This is a genomic window from Piezobacter thermophilus (genome assembly GCF_055386745.1).
The window spans coordinates 1,364,979-1,380,250 of sequence record NZ_AP042380.1; the positions used below are offsets into that span (position 1 = coordinate 1,364,979).

At 67.0% G+C, this 15,272-nt stretch carries 16 protein-coding genes and 1 tRNA gene; 12 read left to right on the forward strand and 5 right to left on the reverse strand.

Annotated features, from left to right (window positions below):
* Positions 1-33: 33 nt before the first annotated feature.
* Positions 34-1,218, forward strand: coding sequence for an O-succinylhomoserine sulfhydrylase (gene metZ / locus ACZ5CM_RS06555; RefSeq protein WP_464641997.1), 1,185 nt, complete (start codon positions 34-36; stop codon positions 1,216-1,218).
* Between the two features lie 325 nt (positions 1,219-1,543).
* Here the strand turns inward: metZ and ACZ5CM_RS06560 are convergent.
* A tRNA-Ala gene (locus ACZ5CM_RS06560) sits at positions 1,544-1,619 on the reverse strand.
* Positions 1,620-1,920: 301 nt separating this feature from the next.
* On the opposite strand from ACZ5CM_RS06560, the gene ACZ5CM_RS06565 reads away from it, so the two are divergent.
* The 6 genes from ACZ5CM_RS06565 to ACZ5CM_RS06590 all read left to right on the forward strand — a co-directional run bounded on the left by ACZ5CM_RS06565 (position 1,921) and on the right by ACZ5CM_RS06590 (position 7,094).
* Positions 1,921-2,565 carry a 50S ribosomal protein L21 gene (locus tag ACZ5CM_RS06565; RefSeq protein ID WP_464641999.1) on the forward strand — a complete coding sequence of 215 codons (645 nt, stop codon included), beginning with the start codon at positions 1,921-1,923 and terminating at the stop codon, positions 2,563-2,565.
* Positions 2,566-2,571: 6 nt separating this feature from the next.
* Positions 2,572-2,841: a 50S ribosomal protein L27 gene (gene rpmA, locus ACZ5CM_RS06570; RefSeq protein ID WP_464642001.1), complete on the forward strand. Its 270-nt coding sequence runs from the start codon at positions 2,572-2,574 to the stop codon at positions 2,839-2,841.
* Positions 2,842-3,033: 192 nt separating this feature from the next.
* Positions 3,034-3,570 carry a GNAT family N-acetyltransferase gene (locus tag ACZ5CM_RS06575; protein ID WP_464642003.1) on the forward strand — a complete coding sequence of 179 codons (537 nt, stop codon included), beginning with the start codon at positions 3,034-3,036 and terminating at the stop codon, positions 3,568-3,570.
* 36 nt (positions 3,571-3,606) lie between these two features.
* The gene (obgE, locus tag ACZ5CM_RS06580) at positions 3,607-4,641 is read left to right on the forward strand and encodes a GTPase ObgE (protein ID WP_464642005.1); all 1,035 of its coding nucleotides are present in this window, start codon (positions 3,607-3,609) and stop codon (positions 4,639-4,641) included.
* Positions 4,629-5,735 (forward strand): glutamate 5-kinase, encoded by a 1,107-nt coding sequence (gene proB, locus ACZ5CM_RS06585; protein WP_464642007.1) that lies wholly within the window; start codon positions 4,629-4,631, stop codon positions 5,733-5,735. The genes obgE and proB overlap by 13 nt, the downstream gene beginning before the upstream one ends.
* A gap of 93 nt (positions 5,736-5,828) precedes the next feature.
* Positions 5,829-7,094 (forward strand): glutamate-5-semialdehyde dehydrogenase, encoded by a 1,266-nt coding sequence (locus tag ACZ5CM_RS06590; RefSeq protein ID WP_464642009.1) that lies wholly within the window; start codon positions 5,829-5,831, stop codon positions 7,092-7,094.
* A gap of 105 nt (positions 7,095-7,199) precedes the next feature.
* Here the strand turns inward: ACZ5CM_RS06590 and ACZ5CM_RS06595 are convergent, their stop codons facing one another.
* Entirely contained in the window at positions 7,200-7,625 is a 426-nt protein-coding gene (locus ACZ5CM_RS06595) for an Lrp/AsnC family transcriptional regulator (protein ID WP_464642523.1), read from the reverse strand.
* 115 nt (positions 7,626-7,740) lie between these two features.
* Here ACZ5CM_RS06595 and rocF point away from each other — a divergent pair, with 115 nt between their 5' ends.
* Both rocF and ACZ5CM_RS06605 read left to right on the forward strand, forming a co-directional pair.
* Complete coding sequence (rocF, locus tag ACZ5CM_RS06600) at positions 7,741-8,667, forward strand: arginase (RefSeq protein WP_464642010.1); 927 nt, start codon at positions 7,741-7,743, stop codon at positions 8,665-8,667.
* On the forward strand, positions 8,664-9,725 hold the full coding sequence (locus ACZ5CM_RS06605) for an ornithine cyclodeaminase (RefSeq protein ID WP_464642012.1): 1,062 nt from the start codon (positions 8,664-8,666) through the stop codon (positions 9,723-9,725). Before rocF ends, ACZ5CM_RS06605 begins: the two co-directional genes overlap by 4 nt.
* A 9-nt stretch (positions 9,726-9,734) precedes the next feature.
* On the opposite strand, the gene ACZ5CM_RS06610 is transcribed toward ACZ5CM_RS06605, so the two are convergent.
* Together ACZ5CM_RS06610 and ACZ5CM_RS06615 are read right to left on the reverse strand one after the other, a co-directional pair.
* Positions 9,735-10,682, reverse strand: a complete 948-nt coding sequence (locus tag ACZ5CM_RS06610; protein WP_464642013.1) for a Gfo/Idh/MocA family oxidoreductase — start codon at positions 10,680-10,682, stop codon at positions 9,735-9,737.
* 305 nt (positions 10,683-10,987) lie between these two features.
* Entirely contained in the window at positions 10,988-12,211 is a 1,224-nt protein-coding gene (locus ACZ5CM_RS06615; RefSeq protein ID WP_464642014.1) for a LysR family transcriptional regulator, read from the reverse strand.
* Between the two features lie 138 nt (positions 12,212-12,349).
* On the opposite strand from ACZ5CM_RS06615, the gene ACZ5CM_RS06620 reads away from it, so the two are divergent.
* From ACZ5CM_RS06620 to ACZ5CM_RS06630, 3 genes are read left to right on the forward strand one after another with little or no spacing between them, the layout of a single operon-like run.
* Positions 12,350-13,219, forward strand: coding sequence for an amidohydrolase family protein (locus ACZ5CM_RS06620; protein ID WP_464642016.1), 870 nt, complete (start codon positions 12,350-12,352; stop codon positions 13,217-13,219).
* A 26-nt stretch (positions 13,220-13,245) separates the two neighbouring features.
* Entirely contained in the window at positions 13,246-13,620 is a 375-nt protein-coding gene (locus tag ACZ5CM_RS06625; RefSeq protein WP_464642017.1) for a protocatechuate 4,5-dioxygenase subunit alpha, read from the forward strand.
* Positions 13,620-14,468, forward strand: a complete 849-nt coding sequence (locus ACZ5CM_RS06630) for a class III extradiol dioxygenase family protein (protein WP_464642019.1) — start codon at positions 13,620-13,622, stop codon at positions 14,466-14,468. Before ACZ5CM_RS06625 ends, ACZ5CM_RS06630 begins: the two co-directional genes overlap by 1 nt.
* Before the next feature lie 99 nt (positions 14,469-14,567).
* Here the strand turns inward: ACZ5CM_RS06630 and ACZ5CM_RS06635 are convergent, their stop codons facing one another.
* Entirely contained in the window at positions 14,568-15,272 is a 705-nt protein-coding gene (locus ACZ5CM_RS06635; RefSeq protein WP_464642020.1) for a DUF502 domain-containing protein, read from the reverse strand.

Genomic DNA, 15,272 nt, shown 5'->3' on the forward strand with positions numbered 1-15,272 from the left:
ATTGTACCGCGCAGGCGGGCCGGAGGATGACACATGACCGACAGCTGGAACAAGCGCACCCGCGCCGTGCATGGCGGCACCCGCCGTAGCCAGTATGGCGAGATGAGCGAGGCGATCTTCCTGACCCAGGGCTTCGACTATGCCAACGCCGAAGCCGCCGAGGCCCGTTTCATCGAGGCCGGGGAGGATGAGTTCATCTATGCCCGTTATGGCAATCCCACCGTGCGGATGTTCGAGGAACGCATCGCCCTGCTGGAGGGGGCCGAGGACGCCTTTGCCGCCGCCTCGGGCATGGCTGCGGTCAACGGTGCGCTCAGCGCGATGCTGAAGGCGGGCGATCACGTGGTGGCGGCGCGGGCGCTGTTCGGGTCCTGCCTCTACGTCCTCGAAGAGGTGCTGACCCGGTTCGGGGTGACGGTCGATTTCGTGGACGGCACCGATCTGGACCAGTGGCGCGCGGCCATCCGCCCCGACACCCGGGCGGTGTTCTTCGAATCGGTCTCCAACCCGACGCTGGAGGTGATCGACATCCGCGCGGTGGCCGATCTGGCCCATGCGGCGGGGGCCACCGTGATCGTGGACAATGTCTTTGCCACGCCGGTGTTTTCCGATGCCATCGCCCAGGGGGCGGACGTGGTCGTCTATTCCGCGACCAAGCATATCGATGGCCAGGGCCGGGCGCTGGGCGGGGTGATTCTGGGCCGGCGCGATTTCATCCGCAAGGTGGTCGAACCCTACATGAAGCACACCGGCGGCTCGATGAGCCCGTTCAACGCCTGGGTGATGCTCAAGGGGCTGGAAACTCTCAACCTGCGGGTGAACGCGCAGGCCGACGCGGCGCTGGAAATCTGCGAGGCCCTGCAGGGGCATCCGGCACTGAGCCGGGTGATCTATCCCGGCCATCCCGGCCACCCCGGTCACGATCTGTGCCGGCGCCAGATGGGCAAGGGCGGCACGGTGCTGTCGCTCGAGCTGCGCGGCGGGCGGCGGGCGGCATTCGCTTTCATCAACGCGCTGAAGATCGTGCGCATCTCGAACAACCTGGGCGATGCCAAGAGCATCATTACCCACCCCGCCACCACCACCCATCAGCGCCTGCCGGACGACCGGAAGGCGGCGCTGGGCATCACCCCGGGGCTGGTGCGGCTGTCGGTCGGGCTCGAGGATGCCGGGGACCTGGTGGCCGACATCCGGCAGGCGCTGGAGGCGGCCGGCTAGATCCGCCGATCGCGGACGCCCGCGCGCCCTTTGCCCGCCGGCCCGGTCCGTGCGGGAGCACAGCGGTCCCAGCCGCCCCCTGACATCGCCGCCGGGCCTGATATCTTTTCCGGATCTTTTTCTGGCCTGAAATATCCCCGGGAGCGCGAGGGGCTGGCCCCTCGCTCCCGCGTCTGCGCCCGCCCGGCGCCCACGCGCTCCGGGCAGGGCGCGTGCGATCAACCGCAAGACGGTCCGGATTCGTGTCGGTGCTGGCCTGCCGGAACTGCGCACATGATCTGCCGACAGGGTTCGGGCGGCAGGGGTTCATCGGCAGGAAGCGGGATGGTGGAGCCGAGGGGAATCGAACCCCTGACCTCGTCAATGCGAGCGACGCGCTCTCCCAACTGAGCTACGGCCCCATCCGGGTTGGCTAGATGCTCTTTCTTTTCGGTTTCGTCAAGGGGGAAAGGGCGGGAAATGCACCGTATGGGCGTGCCGGCGGGCGGGGGTCGCGGGGTGCTTGACTTTGCCGCGGAATCGGAGGATACACCGCCGTCCCGCCGGGCATCTGTTCGCGCGGATATGTCGGGCACGTCCTGAAACAACGGACACGTCCTGAAACAACCACGTCTTGAAAGACGCGCCGTTCGAGGTGGCCGCTGGCCGGAAACGCCCGGAGATCCGGGGACCACAGGACGCGGAAGAGAAAAGGAAATGCGCATGTTTGCGGTCCTCAAGACCGGCGGCAAGCAGTACAAGGTTCAGCCGGGCGATGTGCTCCGGGTCGAGAAACTGGCTGCGGACGCTGGCGAAAAGATCCAGTTCAACGAAATCCTGATGCTGGGCGGCGAAAATCCGGTCGTCGGCGCGCCCTTCGTCGATGGCGCCGCCGTTCAGGCCGAGGTGGTCGACCAGATCAAGGGCGAAAAGCTCATCCACTTCGTTCGCCGCCGGCGCAAGCACAGTTCCAAGCGGACCAAGGGGCACCGGCAGAAACTGACGCTGGTGCGGATCACCGAGATCCTCGAATCGGGTGCCGACAAGACCGGCGTCAAGGCCGCCATCGGGGCGGGATCGGTGCCGGCCGCAGCCAAGGCGGCTCCAAAGGCAAAGGCAGCTCCGAAGGCCAAGGCGGCCCCGAAGGGCGAGGCGCCGGCCGCTGCCGACGACCTGAAGCAGCTTTCCGGCGTCGGTCCGGCGCTCGAGAAGAAGCTGCACGAGGCCGGGGTGACCACCTTCGCCCAGATTGCCGCCTGGACCGAGGAAGACGTGGCCGCGATGGACGAAAAGCTTTCGTTCAAGGGCCGGATCCAGCGCGAAGGCTGGATCGAACAGGCCAGGAAACTGGTCGCCGAGAAGGAGTAACCAGCCATGGCACACAAGAAAGCAGGTGGTTCGTCCCGTAACGGCCGCGATTCCGCGGGGCGCCGCCTTGGCGTCAAGCTGTATGGCGGCCAGCGCGTGATTCCGGGCAACATCATCGTGCGTCAGCGCGGCACCAAGTTCTGGCCGGGCCAGGGCGTGGGCATGGGCAAGGACCACACCATCTTTGCCACCGTCGAAGGCGCCGTGAAGTTCCACAAGGGCCTCAAGGGCCGCACCTTCATTTCGGTTCTGCCGGTACCGGAAGCCGCCGAGTAAGCCGTAACCCGAAGCAATGTACATTCATGGGGGATCGGCTGAAGATGCCGGTCCCCCTTCACGTTTCCAGGCAGACACCCTTGCGATCCGATACGGGATGACTACCTGACGCCACGAACAGGTCGGTATCGGGCCACGGGCAGGACAGGATTCCCCTGTAGGGGCGATGTGTTCGGAGGAGGAGCACACCGAATGAAAATGGACGCAATCATAAACCAGCCGGTCATCGAAACCGAAACCTTCGACCTGCGCCCGCTGCGGCGCTCGGACATCGGTCTGATCGAGCTTTATGCAGGCGACGAACGGGTGGCGCGCATGACCTCGACCATCCCGCACCCCCTGCCGCCCGGCGCGGCCGAGGCCTATGTCGCCCGCGCCCTGTCCGAGGATCGCGACGAAGACATCTGGGCCATGGACGGCAGCAAGTCCGGCGGCCCCGAGCTGAAGGGGATCATTTCCCTGCGCCGGCTGGACCGCAACCAGTCTGAGGTGTCCTACTGGGTGGCGCCGATCTTCTGGAACAGCGGCATCGCCAGCCAGGCGGTCGAGGCGCTGGTTTCGTCCAATCCGCTGGGCAATGCCACGATGTTCGCGAGCGTCTTTCAGGACAACCCGGCCTCGGCGCGGGTTCTGACCAATTGCGGCTTTGAATATCTGGGCGACGCTGAAAGCTTCTCGGTCGCCCGGGGCGCGACCGTCCCCACCTGGACCTACAGCCGGAAACTGTGATTGCCCATTGCAGGGCCTTTGCGATAGAGGATCCTCATGAAATTTCTCGATCTTGCAAGGGTCCATATCCGCTCGGGCGCGGGGGGGAACGGCTGTATCAGCTTCCGCCGCGAGAAGTATATCGAATATGGCGGCCCTGACGGCGGCGATGGCGGCAAGGGGGGCTCGGTCTGGGCCGAGGCGGTCGAGGGGCTGAACACGCTCATCGACTTCCGCTATCAGCAGCATTTCTTCGCCCAGAACGGCCGCCCCGGCATGGGGCGCCAGCGCACCGGGCGCGACGGCGACGATATCGTGCTGCGGGTGCCGGTGGGGACCGAGATCCTTGACGAGGATCAGGAAACGGTGATTGCCGACCTGACTGCGGCGGGCCAGCGCGTGGAACTGGCCCGCGGGGGAAACGGCGGCTGGGGCAACCTGCATTTCAAGTCCTCGACCAACCAGGCCCCGCGCCGGGCCAATCCCGGCCAGCCGGGGGTGGAGCGCACGCTGTGGCTGCGGCTGAAGCTGATTGCCGATGTGGGTCTTCTGGGTCTGCCCAATGCGGGCAAGTCCACCTTTCTGGCGGCCACCTCGAACGCGCGACCGAAGATCGCCGACTACCCGTTCACGACGCTGCATCCCAATCTGGGCGTGGTCGGAGTGGACGGGGTGGAATTCGTGGTTGCCGACATCCCCGGCCTGATTGCCGGCGCCCATGAGGGGCACGGGCTGGGCGACCGATTCCTTGGCCACGTGGAACGCTGCGCGGTGCTGCTGCACCTGGTGGACGGCACCTCGGAGGACATCGCCGGCGACTGGCGGACCATCATCGACGAACTGCAGGCCTATGGCGGCAAGCTGGCCGAAAAGCCGCGGGTGACGGTGCTGAACAAGATCGACGCGCTGGAACCCGCCCGCCGGGCCGAGGCCCTGGCCGAGCTGGAGCAGGTCTCGGGCGGGCCTGTCCTGCCCATGTCCGGGGTGAGCGGCGAGGGGCTGACCGAGGTGCTGCGCGCGCTGCGGGCCGAGATCGACGAAGATCGCCTGCGCCGCAGGCCGGTGACGGAGGCCGAACCGTGGCGGCCCTGACTGACGCCCGCCGGGTCGTGGTCAAGATCGGCTCGTCGCTGCTGGTGGACCGTTCCAGCGGCCGGATGCGGGCCGACTGGCTGGCCTCGCTGGCGGAAGACGTGGCCTGGCTCAGGGGGCGGGGCTGCGACGTGGTGCTGGTCTCGTCGGGTTCGATCGCGCTGGGGCGCGGGGTGCTGGGGCTGGACGATTCGCAGCTTTCGCTGGAACAGGCGCAGGCGGCGGCGGCGGTGGGCCAGATCCGGCTGGCCCGTGCCTATGAGGAGGTACTGGCCCCCCACGGGATCACCGCCGCGCAGGTGCTGGTGACGCTCGAGGACAGCGCCGACCGCCGGCGCTATCTGAACACGCGGGCGACGCTGGGGACGCTGCTGGGCTTCGGCGTGGTGCCGATCGTCAACGAAAACGACACCATCGCCACCGACGAGATCCGCTATGGCGACAATGACCGGCTGGGCGCGCAGGTGGCCGTGACCGTTGGGGCGGACCGGCTGATCCTGCTGTCGGACGTGGACGGGTTCTATACCGCCAATCCCGCCGCGGACCCTTCGGCGCGGCGGCTCGACGTGATCGAGGCGGTCACCCCCGAGATCGAGGCCATGGCCGGCGATGCCGGCTCCGGCCTGTCCAAGGGAGGGATGAAGACCAAGCTGATGGCCGCCCGGCTGGCCACCTCGTCCGGCTGCGCCATGGCGATTGCCGAAGGGTCGCGGGACAACCCCCTGCGGGCGCTGGAAGAGGGGGCGCCTGCCACCTGGTTTCCCGCCCGGCTTGATCCGGCGGCGGCGCGCAAGCGCTGGATTGCCGCGATGAAACCGCGCGGAGAGCTGCGGGTGGATGCCGGCGCCGCCCGGGCGCTGGCTTCGGGCAAGAGCCTGCTGCCGGCCGGCATCGTTTCGGTTGAGGGCACGTTCGGGCGCGGCGATCCGGTTGCGATCATCGGCCCCGACGGGCAGCGCATGGGGCAGGGGCTGACCCGCTATACCTCGGCCGAGGCGGCGGCGATCCGCGGGCGGAAATCCTCGGAAATCGAATCGATTCTGGGTTATCCCGGGCGTGCGGTCCTGATCCATCGGGACGACATGGCACTGTGACAACCGGCCGCGATCGGCTAGAAAGGCCGAAAACACCGCGAAGCCTGCGTTTCCCCTCCCGCAGGTGCCCAACTGCAAGGAAGGCGATCGAAGATGAAGGATCTCGACAACATTCCCGCCCTGATGGCCGAGATCGGCAGCCGTGCGAAGGCCGCCGCGCAGGAGCTTGCCTTTGCCCCGGCCGAGGCGCGGCAGACCGCGCTTGAGGCAGCGGCGGATGCGGTGTGGGAAAACCGGGCCGACATCATCGCCGCCAATGAAAGGGACATGGCCCATGGGCGCGAGAAGGGGCTGAGCGCGGCCATGCTGGATCGGCTGATGCTGGACGAGGCGCGGATCGATGGCATCGTCTCGGGTCTGCGCGCGGTGGCCGCCCAGCCCGATCCGGTGGGCGAGGTCCTGGCCGAGTGGGACATGCCCTCTGGGCTGCACATCCAGCGCGTGCGCACGCCGCTGGGGGTGATCGGCGTGATCTATGAAAGCCGTCCCAACGTGACCGCGGATGCGGGCGCGCTGTGTCTGAAATCGGGCAATGCGGTGATCCTGCGCGGCGGCTCGGAAAGCTTTCATTCCTCGCAGGCCATTCACGCCTGCCTGGTCGCGGGGCTGCGCGCCGCCGGGCTGCCCGAAGATGCGATCCAGCTGGTTCCCACCCGTGATCGTGCGGCGGTGCGCGAGATGCTGACCATGACCGAGCATATCGACGTGATCGTGCCGCGCGGCGGCAAGGGGCTGGTGGGGCTGGTGCAGCGCGAGGCGCGGGTTCCGGTTTTCGCCCATCTGGAGGGGATCGTTCACATCTACATCGACCGCGCGGCGGATGCCGAGAAGGCGCTGCGCGTGGTGATGAACGCCAAGACCCGCCGCCCCGGCATCTGCGGCGCCGTCGAGTGTCTGCTGATCCATCGCGACGTGGTCGAGGACATCGGCCGGGCGGTGATCGCTGCGCTGATCGACGCCGGGGTCGAGGTGCGCGCAGCCGGTGCGTTGCGGGAAATCGAGGGCACGGTAGCGGCCTCGGAGGATGACTGGGGACGGGAATATCTGGACATGATCATTGCCGCCAGGCCGGTGGAGGACATCGACGAGGCGATTTCCCATATCCGCCGCTATGGCTCGTCCCATACCGACTGCATCATCACCGAGGACGAGGCCGCCGCGGGTCGGTTCTTCGAGCGGCTGGACAGTGCGATCCTGATGCGCAATGCCTCGACCCAGTTTGCCGACGGGGGCGAATTCGGCATGGGCGCCGAAATCGGCATCGCCACCGGCAAGATGCATGCGCGCGGGCCGGTGGGGGCGGCGCAGCTGACCAGTTTCAAGTATCTGGTGCGCGGCGAGGGAGCGGTGCGCGGATAAGCCGGTCGGCGGTTTTTCGGATCGGCGGGGCCGATCCGACCGGGGCGAGGGGGCGCTGCCCCCTCGCGCTCCCCCGGAGTATTTGAGGCAAGAGGAAGGGGCAGGTCAGCCGGTTTTCCTGGTGGAGAGCAGCAGGCTGGTTTCGGAGGTACTGATTCCTTCGAGATTGCGGATGCGGGTGAGGGCCGCGTCGAGATCTTCCAGCGTTTCGGTGCCCAGTTCGACGATCAGGTCCCAGCGGCCGTTGGTGCTGTGGATGGCGCGCACTTCGGGCAGGCCCTGAAGCTGGCGGGTGATGCGGCCGGCGCCGCGGCCTTCGATGCCGATCATCATCAGGGCACGGACCGGGTCGCGCAGCGTATCCGTTTTCAGCACCACGGTGAAGCCGACGATGTCGCCATTGCGGATCAGCTTTTCGATCCGCGCGCGCACCGTGGTGCGTGAAAGCCCCAGCCGGATGGCCAGTTCCGACAGCGATGCCCGCGCATCGTGGCGAAGGGCGGCGATCAGGCGTTCATCCGTTTTGTCCATTTTCATGATCCGGAGTGACCATATCTATCCCGTATTGAACAAAATGATCCCTGTCTTTCAACGCGATTCGGAGAAATTTTACCGGCATTCCGCGAACGGTCATGGAAGAGGCGAGATGAGCAGGAGGTGCATTCTGATCGGCGCTCCGGTGGACAGCGGCAAGCGCCGGCCCGGCTGCCTGATGGGGCCGGATGCCTATCGTACGGCGGGGCTTGCCGCCGCGCTGCGCGATCTTGGTCATCGGGTCGAGGACATGGGCAATCTTGCACCCGAGGCGCATGCGCCGGATGATGGCGCGGCCGAGGTCTTCGGGCGCAATGAAACCATCGGCTGGACCCGCCGCCTTGTCCGCGTGGCCGAGGAGGCGATAGCGCGCGGTCTGCCCGTTTTCCTGGGCGGCGATCACAGCCTGTCCCTGGGCACGGTTGCCGGTGTGGCCAATTTCGCGGCCCGCAAGGGGCGGCCGCAATTCGTTCTGTGGCTGGATGCGCACAGCGATTTTCATACGCCGCAGACGACCAGTTCCGGCCACCTGCATGGCACGCCGCTTGGCTACGTGACCGGCCGGCCCGGCTTTGGCGGCTTTCCGAAGGTGGTCAACCCGGTGCCGCAGGAAAACATCTGCATTCTCGGCCTGCGTTCGGTCGATGCGGGCGAACGCGCGGCCCTGGAGGGCAGTGCCATCCGCTATCACGACATGCGCGAGATCGACGAGCGCGGCATCGCCAGGCCGCTTTCGGCCTTTCTGGAGAGGGTGGCCGCGGCGGGGGGAATGCTGCACCTGTCGCTGGACGTGGATTTCCTCGACCCCATGGTGGCGCCGGCGGTGGGGACCACCGTGCCCGGCGGCGCCACCGTGCGTGAAGGGCACCTGGTGATGGAGATGGTCTGCGACAGCGGACTTCTGACCTCTCTGGATCTGGTGGAGCTCAACCCGTTTCTGGACGAGCGCGGCCGCACGGCGCAGCTGATGGTGGATTTTGCCGCCTCGGCACTGGGGCGGCGCGTGTTCGACCGCCCGACAAGGAGTTACCTGTCATGACCCGATCATCAAGCAAGGCTCTGGTGCCTTTCGTGTCCGTCGATCACATGATGCAACTGATCCACCGGATCGGGGTGGAGCCGATGTTGCGCGGGCTTGCGGACTATATCGAGGCGGATTTCCGGCGCTGGGAAAGCTTCGACAAGACCCCGCGCGTGGCCTCTCATTCCCCGGTCGGGGTGATCGAACTGATGCCGATCTCGGACGGCGAGGCTTACGGGTTCAAATATGTCAATGGCCATCCGAAGAACACGCGCGAGGGGCTTCAGACCGTGACCGCATTCGGACTTCTGGCCGATGTGGCAACGGGTTATCCGCTGCTGTTGACGGAGATGACGCTGCTGACGGCGATGCGCACGGCGGCGACCTCGGCCATGGTGGCGAAATGGCTGGCGCCTCGTCAGGCGCAGTGCATGGCGATGATCGGCAACGGGGCGCAGGCTGAATTCCAGGTGCTGGCGATGAAGGCGGTCTGCGGGCTGCAACGGGTGCGCCTTTATGACATCGACCCGGAGGCCACCGAAAAATGCGCCCGCAATCTTGTCGGGCGGGGGGTCGAGGTGATCCGCTGCCGCTCGCCGGAAGAGGCGATCGAGGGTGCGCAGATCATCACCACCTGCACCGCCGACAAGCAGTATGCCACGATCCTGACCGACAACATGGTGGGGGCGGGGGTGCATATCAACGCCATTGGCGGCGACTGCCCCGGCAAGACCGAGCTGGCGCCGGCCATCCTGCACCGGGCGGACATTTTCGTGGAATACGCGCCGCAGACCCGGATCGAGGGCGAGATCCAGCAGCTTGCGCCCGACCATCCGGTGACCGAGTTCTGGGAGGTGGTTTCCGGCCGGGCGCCGGGGCGGCGCAGCGCGCAGCAGATCACGCTGTTCGACAGCGTGGGCTTTGCCATCGAGGATTTCAGTGCGCTGCGCTATGTGCGCGACCGGCTGCCGGGGACGGGGCTGTTCCAGCTGCTTGACCTACTGGCCGACCCGGATGATCCGCGCGACCTGTTCGGCATGTTGCAGCGTGCCGCGCCGGCCCCGTCGGCGGCCTGACGGGCAGGCTTAGCGCAGCGATCTTTCGATCCGGTCGAGCGTCTCCATCGCCGGCAGCGCCTGGGCGACCGAGCTGTTCGGCTCGCGCCCCTCGCGGATGGCGGCGATGAATTCGCGGTCGGCCAGCTCGATCCCGTTGGACGAAACCGCTACCCCCGACAGGTCGATCTGCCGGTCATGCCCATCGAAAAGATCGTCGTAACGGGCGACATAGGTGCCGTTGTCGCAGATATAGCGGAACCAGGTGCCGAAAGGGCCGTCATTGTTGAAGCTCAGAGACAGCGTGCACAGCGCGCCCGTAGGCGCCTTCATGCCGATGGTCATGTCCATGGCGATGCCCAGTTCCGGGTGGGGCGGCCCCTGCAGACCGAATACCTGCACGGGCGCGCCACCGGTCTGGTACTGGAACAGGTCCACCGTATGGCAGGCGTGGTGCCACAGCAGGTGATCGGTCCATGTGCGCGGTTCGCCCCTGGCATTGGTGTTGGTGCGGCGGAAGAAATAGGTCTGCACGTCCATCTGCTGGATGGTCAGCTCCCCCGCCCGGATCTTCCGGTGGATCCACTGATGCGACGGGTTGAAGCGGCGCACATGGTCCACCATCGCCACGAGACCGGTTTCCTCTTGCGCCTGGACCACGGCGCGGGCATCGGCCAGCGAGTCGGCCATGGGAATTTCGCAAAGCACATGCTTGCCCGCGCGCAGGCAGGCGATGGTCTGCTGCGCGTGCAGGGGGGTGGGGGTGGCCAGGATCACCGCGTCCACATCGGCGCGCGCCAGCGCCTCGTCCAGATCCCTGGTGGCATGGGGAATGCCGCGGGCGGCGGCAAAGCCTTCGATGTCGTCGGGCGGCCCGCCGACGACCGAGGTGACCGTCACCCCTTCGATTGCTTCCAGCGCGTCAAGGTGCTTGGTCCCGAATGCGCCGGCCGCGCCGGCGACGCATAGTCTGATCATCTCCACCTCCGGGCCGTTGAGCGGTGCAGTCGGTCCGTTCGGGGCCACTCCTACCAGCCATGCGGAGGGGCGGCAATTCACACTGCCGGCGCGGGGTTTGAAAAATGTTAGAGTAGGCGTGTGAATGTGAATGAACGCGACATGCTCTGGCGTGGCGGCGGGGGCTCTGCCCCCGTCGCCCTGCCGGGCGACTCCCCCGGAGTATTTTAGGCAAGAGGAAGGGCGGGTCAGGCTGCGGTGCCGGGACGAGCGGTCGCCTGCCCTTTGCCGTGCGTGACTCCCTGTCTCGCCGGACGCGACATGCTCTACTGCGAGGATGCGCCGCAGACCGCCCGGATCCGTGCGATCAGCCGCGCCTGGGACCGGGTCGGCACCCAGTTGCGGCGCGTGGTCAGGCCGATGGGGCGGGCGCTGTCGGGCAGGTCGATGTCGAGCGCGCACAGAAGGCCCAGCTTCTCCTCGACCGCCATCTGGCGGCGCGACATGATGGTGACGTAATCGCCCCGCATCATCAGCCCGCGCACCATCGCCAGCGAGCTGGACACGACCCGCACCGGCGTCTCTGGCAGATCGGGAATTCCGAGATGTTCGAACAGGTAGCTGCCCGAGGGGGTGTCGCGTGGCGGCGCGATCCAGGGAAAATCCAGTGTGTCGCGCAGGCTCAGCCCGCGGCGCCCGGCCAGCGGGTGATCCACCGACGTGACCACGGACAGCCTGTCGGAGAACAGCGCCTCCTGTTCGATGTCGTCGGTGGGCGGCGGGTCGCGCAGGGCGCCGAGGATGACGTCGATCTCGCCATGGCGCAACTCGCGCAGCAGGCGGTCATAGGGGCCGTCCACGCATTGCACCTGCACGCGCGGGCCGCTTTCGCCCAGGAAGGCGTCGATGGCTGCGGGCAGAAGCAGGCTGCGCGACAGCGGCAGCGTGCCGATCACGATGCGCGTCGAATCGCGGCCCAGATCGGCGCCGACCTCGAACATGCCCTGCCGGATTTCCGAAACCGCCAGGCGGGCGTTCAGGGCCAGGGCCTCGGCCGCCGGAGTCAGCGTGATGCCGCGGCGGGCGGGCTCGAACAGGACCAGCCCGGTCAGCTGTTCCAGGTCGCGGGCGGCGCGCTGCACGGCGGGCTGGCTGACGCCCAGAAGGCGGGCGGCGTGGGAAAAGCTGCCGGCCCGGGCGACGGCGATCAGCGCCCGCAGCTGAACCGTGGTCAGCATCCGGTGAAAGCCCGCCCGCCGCGGCCGCCCCTGCCGCGCCGCGCGGCGCAGGGCCTGGGCCTCGCCGGTCCTGAGAAACGCCAGCATCCGCCCCACGCGACGGCCGAAAAGCGCTCCCGTGCGGGTCGCGAACATGCCCTCGGGGCGGCGCTCGAACAGTTGCGCGCCCAGGTGCCTTTCAAGCCGCCCCACCGCCTGGGTGACGGCAGGCTGCGAAAGATGGACCCTTTCGGCGGCCAGTGCCACCCGCCGGGTCCGCAGGACCTCGTGAAAGGCCTGAAGGTGCCGCAGGTTCGGCATTTCGGGGATCAAGACCGGGGCTCCGTCGCTTCGATTTGCTCATCCTCTAACAAGAACCAATGCCGGATGCCAGCAATCCAACTGGCCGGCCGCAGGGATCGGGCGCTAGGTTCGGGGCGGTTGAATGCTTCTATCCGGGCAGGTGACGACATGGATCCCGACTGGCTCTGTTTCCACCCGAACCCGCGCAAGCCGCGGTTCCGCCTGCCCGCGGGCGCGGTGGATGCCCATTGCCACGTCTTCGGCCCGGCCGCGCGTTTTCCCTTCGCGCCCGAGCGCAGATACACCCCCTGCGATGCCGGCAAGGAGGCGCTGTTCGCCCTGCGCGATCATCTGGGCTTTGAACGCAACGTGATCGTGCAGGCGACCTGCCACGGCACCGACAACGCGGCGCTGCTGGACGCGCTGGAAACCGCCGGCGCGCGCGCCCGCGGCGTGGTCTCGCTGAATGCGGACGTCTCCGACGGCCAGCTGCGCGCGATGGACGAAGCCGGCGTGCGCGGGGTGCGCTTCAACTTCGTCCGCCGCCTGGTGGGCGAGCGCGACCCGCGCGATTGCCTGCCGCTGATCGGGCGGATCGCGCCGCTGGGCTGGCATGCGGTGGTCTATTTCGAGGCCGCCGATCTCGGCCGGCTGACGCCGTTCCTGCGCGATCTGCCGCTCACCGTGGTGATCGACCACATGGGCCGCCCCGAGGTGAGCCGCGGCGTCGCCGATCCCGGCTTTCGCGACTTCCTGCGGCTGATGGAGGAAAACGGCCACATCTGGACCAAGGTGACATGCCCCGAAAGGCTGACCGTGCAGGGGCCGCCCTATGACGACGTGGTGCCCTTTGCCCGCGCCGTGGTCGAGCGTTTCCCGGATCGTGTCCTGTGGGGCACCGACTGGCCGCACCCGAACATGAAATCGCACATGCCCGATGATGGCGACCTGGTGGATTTCATCCCCCGCATCGCGCCAACCCCGGCCGTGCAACGCAAGCTTCTGGTGGACAACCCGATGCGGCTCTACTGGAGCTGAACCGCCGAACAGAGGAGGAAGGCGACATGGAACTCCCCGTTGACGGGCCCCGGTTCGACCATCGCCAGCACATTCCCGGCACCACCATCTTCGACGGGCGGATGGCGATGAAGGGCTATGCGCTCAACAAGATGTGCTATTCCTTCAACCGCAGGGAAAACCGCGAGGCCTTCGTCGCCGACGAAGAGGCCTACATGGAGAAATACGGCCTGAACGAGGAACAGAAGCGGGCGGTGCGCGAACGCGACATCCTCGCCATGATCGCCGCCGGCGGCAACATCTACTACCTGGCCAAGCTGGCGGGCATCTTCCGGCTGTCGGTGCAGGATCTGGGCGCCATGCAGACGGGCATGACGGTCGAGGAATTCAAGCGCAAGCTTCTGGAGGCGGGGAAGGGTTGATGGCACGGATTCTGGGCGGTATTTCGACTTCGCACATCCCGGCGGTGGGCAACGCGATTGCCAACAAGCTGCAGGACGATCCCTACTGGAAGCCGTTCTTCGACGGCTACCCCCCGATCCACGCCTGGCTGGCCGAGCACCGACCCGATGTGGTCATCAACATCTACAACGATCACGGGCTGGGCTTCTTCCTGGACCAGATGCCCACCTTTGCCATCGGCGCGGCGCATGAATACCGCAACGAGGACGAAGGCTGGGGGATTCCGCAGCTCGACCCCTTTCCGGGCCACCCGGCGCTGAGCTGGCACATCATCGAATCCATGGTGGCCGACGAATTCGACATCACCTCGTGCCAGGAGCTGGCGGTGGATCACGGTTTCGTGGTGCCGATGCAGCTGTTCTGGCCGGGCGCGCCGCACAATCCGGACATGCCGCGGGCGATTCCGGTTTCGGCCAATACCGTGCAGCACCCGATCCCGACTCTGCGGCGGGCGCTGAACTTCGGCCGCACCCTGCGCCGCGCGATCCTGTCCTGGCCCGAGGATATCAAGGTGGTGGTGCTGGGCACCGGCGGGCTAAGCCATCAGCTGGATGGCGAGCGCGCCGGTTTCATCAACCCCGAATTCGACCGCTACTGCCTTGAACACATTGTCCACGACCCCGACAGACTGACGCAGATCACCCGCATGGAGCTGGTCGAGAAGGCCGGCGCGCAGGGCACGGAATTCCTCATGTGGATGATGATGCGGGGGGCGCTGGGCGACAGTGTGCGCGAGGTGGCGCGCAACTATCACATTCCCATCTCGAACACCGCCTCGGGGACGCTGCTGCTGGAATGCGTGGAGTGACGCTGTTCCCCCGGTCGTGACGATGCGGCCGGGGCGCGGGTTGCGCGGGATCCTGCCTCCTCCTGCCCTCGCCGCGCGCCCGGCAGGGAGCGGCAGGGATCAGTCGGCCTGCGCGGGCTTCTCCTTCTCGATCTTCGGCTTGTCATGGGGATAGACCAGCCCGGCCGAGATCACCAGCTTGGCCGCCTCTTCAAGGCTCATGTCCAGTTCGATCACGTCCTCGACCGGCACGAACAGCAAAAAGCCCGAGGTCGGGTTCGGCGTGGTCGGAAGGAACACGCCGACCAGCCCGCCCGCTGCTCCGGCCCGGTTCGAGACTTCGCCGCGCGCAGGCGCCGAGATGAAGCCGATCGCCCAGATGCCCTTGCGCGGGTACTGGATCAGGCAGGCCTTTTCGAAATTCCGTTCCGACTGGGCAAAGACGGTTTCCGAGATCTGCTTGATCCCGGAATAGATCGAGCGCACCACCGGCATCCGGTCCACCAGGCTTTCGGCGAAGCGGATCAGCGAGCGCCCGATCAACCCCTTGGCGACCCAGCCGATGAAGACCGTGAAGACGAGGAAGATCAGCACGCCCACGCCGCGCAGGTTGATGCCGATATAGGTTTCGGGCTGGAACGGTTCGGGCACGAAGGGCAGCACCATGCCGTCGATCCAGCCGATCACCGTCCAGATCAGCCACATGGTCAGCCCGACCGGCGCGATGACGACGATACCGGTCAGGAAGGATGCCCGCAGGCTGGCCCACAGACCGCGTTTGCGCGCGGGTTCCTCGAAGGGGTCGTTTTCCGATTGCCCGGTCAT

What these genes read in the sequence shown, in the direction of transcription:
- metZ (WP_464641997.1), top strand. Translation starts at nt 34, where the DNA reads ATGACCGACAGCTGGAACAAGCGCACCCGCGCCGTGCATGGCGGCACC.
- ACZ5CM_RS06565 (WP_464641999.1), top strand. Translation starts at nt 1,921, where the DNA reads ATGTTTGCGGTCCTCAAGACCGGCGGCAAGCAGTACAAGGTTCAGCCG.
- rpmA (WP_464642001.1), top strand. Translation starts at nt 2,572, where the DNA reads ATGGCACACAAGAAAGCAGGTGGTTCGTCCCGTAACGGCCGCGATTCC.
- ACZ5CM_RS06575 (WP_464642003.1), top strand. Translation starts at nt 3,034, where the DNA reads ATGAAAATGGACGCAATCATAAACCAGCCGGTCATCGAAACCGAAACC.
- obgE (WP_464642005.1), top strand. Translation starts at nt 3,607, where the DNA reads ATGAAATTTCTCGATCTTGCAAGGGTCCATATCCGCTCGGGCGCGGGG.
- ACZ5CM_RS06590 (WP_464642009.1), top strand. Translation starts at nt 5,829, where the DNA reads ATGAAGGATCTCGACAACATTCCCGCCCTGATGGCCGAGATCGGCAGC.
- ACZ5CM_RS06595 (WP_464642523.1), bottom strand. Translation starts at nt 7,625, where the DNA reads ATGGACAAAACGGATGAACGCCTGATCGCCGCCCTTCGCCACGATGCG.
- rocF (WP_464642010.1), top strand. Translation starts at nt 7,741, where the DNA reads ATGAGCAGGAGGTGCATTCTGATCGGCGCTCCGGTGGACAGCGGCAAG.
- ACZ5CM_RS06605 (WP_464642012.1), top strand. Translation starts at nt 8,664, where the DNA reads ATGACCCGATCATCAAGCAAGGCTCTGGTGCCTTTCGTGTCCGTCGAT.
- ACZ5CM_RS06610 (WP_464642013.1), bottom strand. Translation starts at nt 10,682, where the DNA reads ATGATCAGACTATGCGTCGCCGGCGCGGCCGGCGCATTCGGGACCAAG.
- ACZ5CM_RS06620 (WP_464642016.1), top strand. Translation starts at nt 12,350, where the DNA reads ATGGATCCCGACTGGCTCTGTTTCCACCCGAACCCGCGCAAGCCGCGG.
- ACZ5CM_RS06625 (WP_464642017.1), top strand. Translation starts at nt 13,246, where the DNA reads ATGGAACTCCCCGTTGACGGGCCCCGGTTCGACCATCGCCAGCACATT.
- ACZ5CM_RS06630 (WP_464642019.1), top strand. Translation starts at nt 13,620, where the DNA reads ATGGCACGGATTCTGGGCGGTATTTCGACTTCGCACATCCCGGCGGTG.
- ACZ5CM_RS06635 (WP_464642020.1), bottom strand. Translation starts at nt 15,272, where the DNA reads ATGACCGGGCAATCGGAAAACGACCCCTTCGAGGAACCCGCGCGCAAA.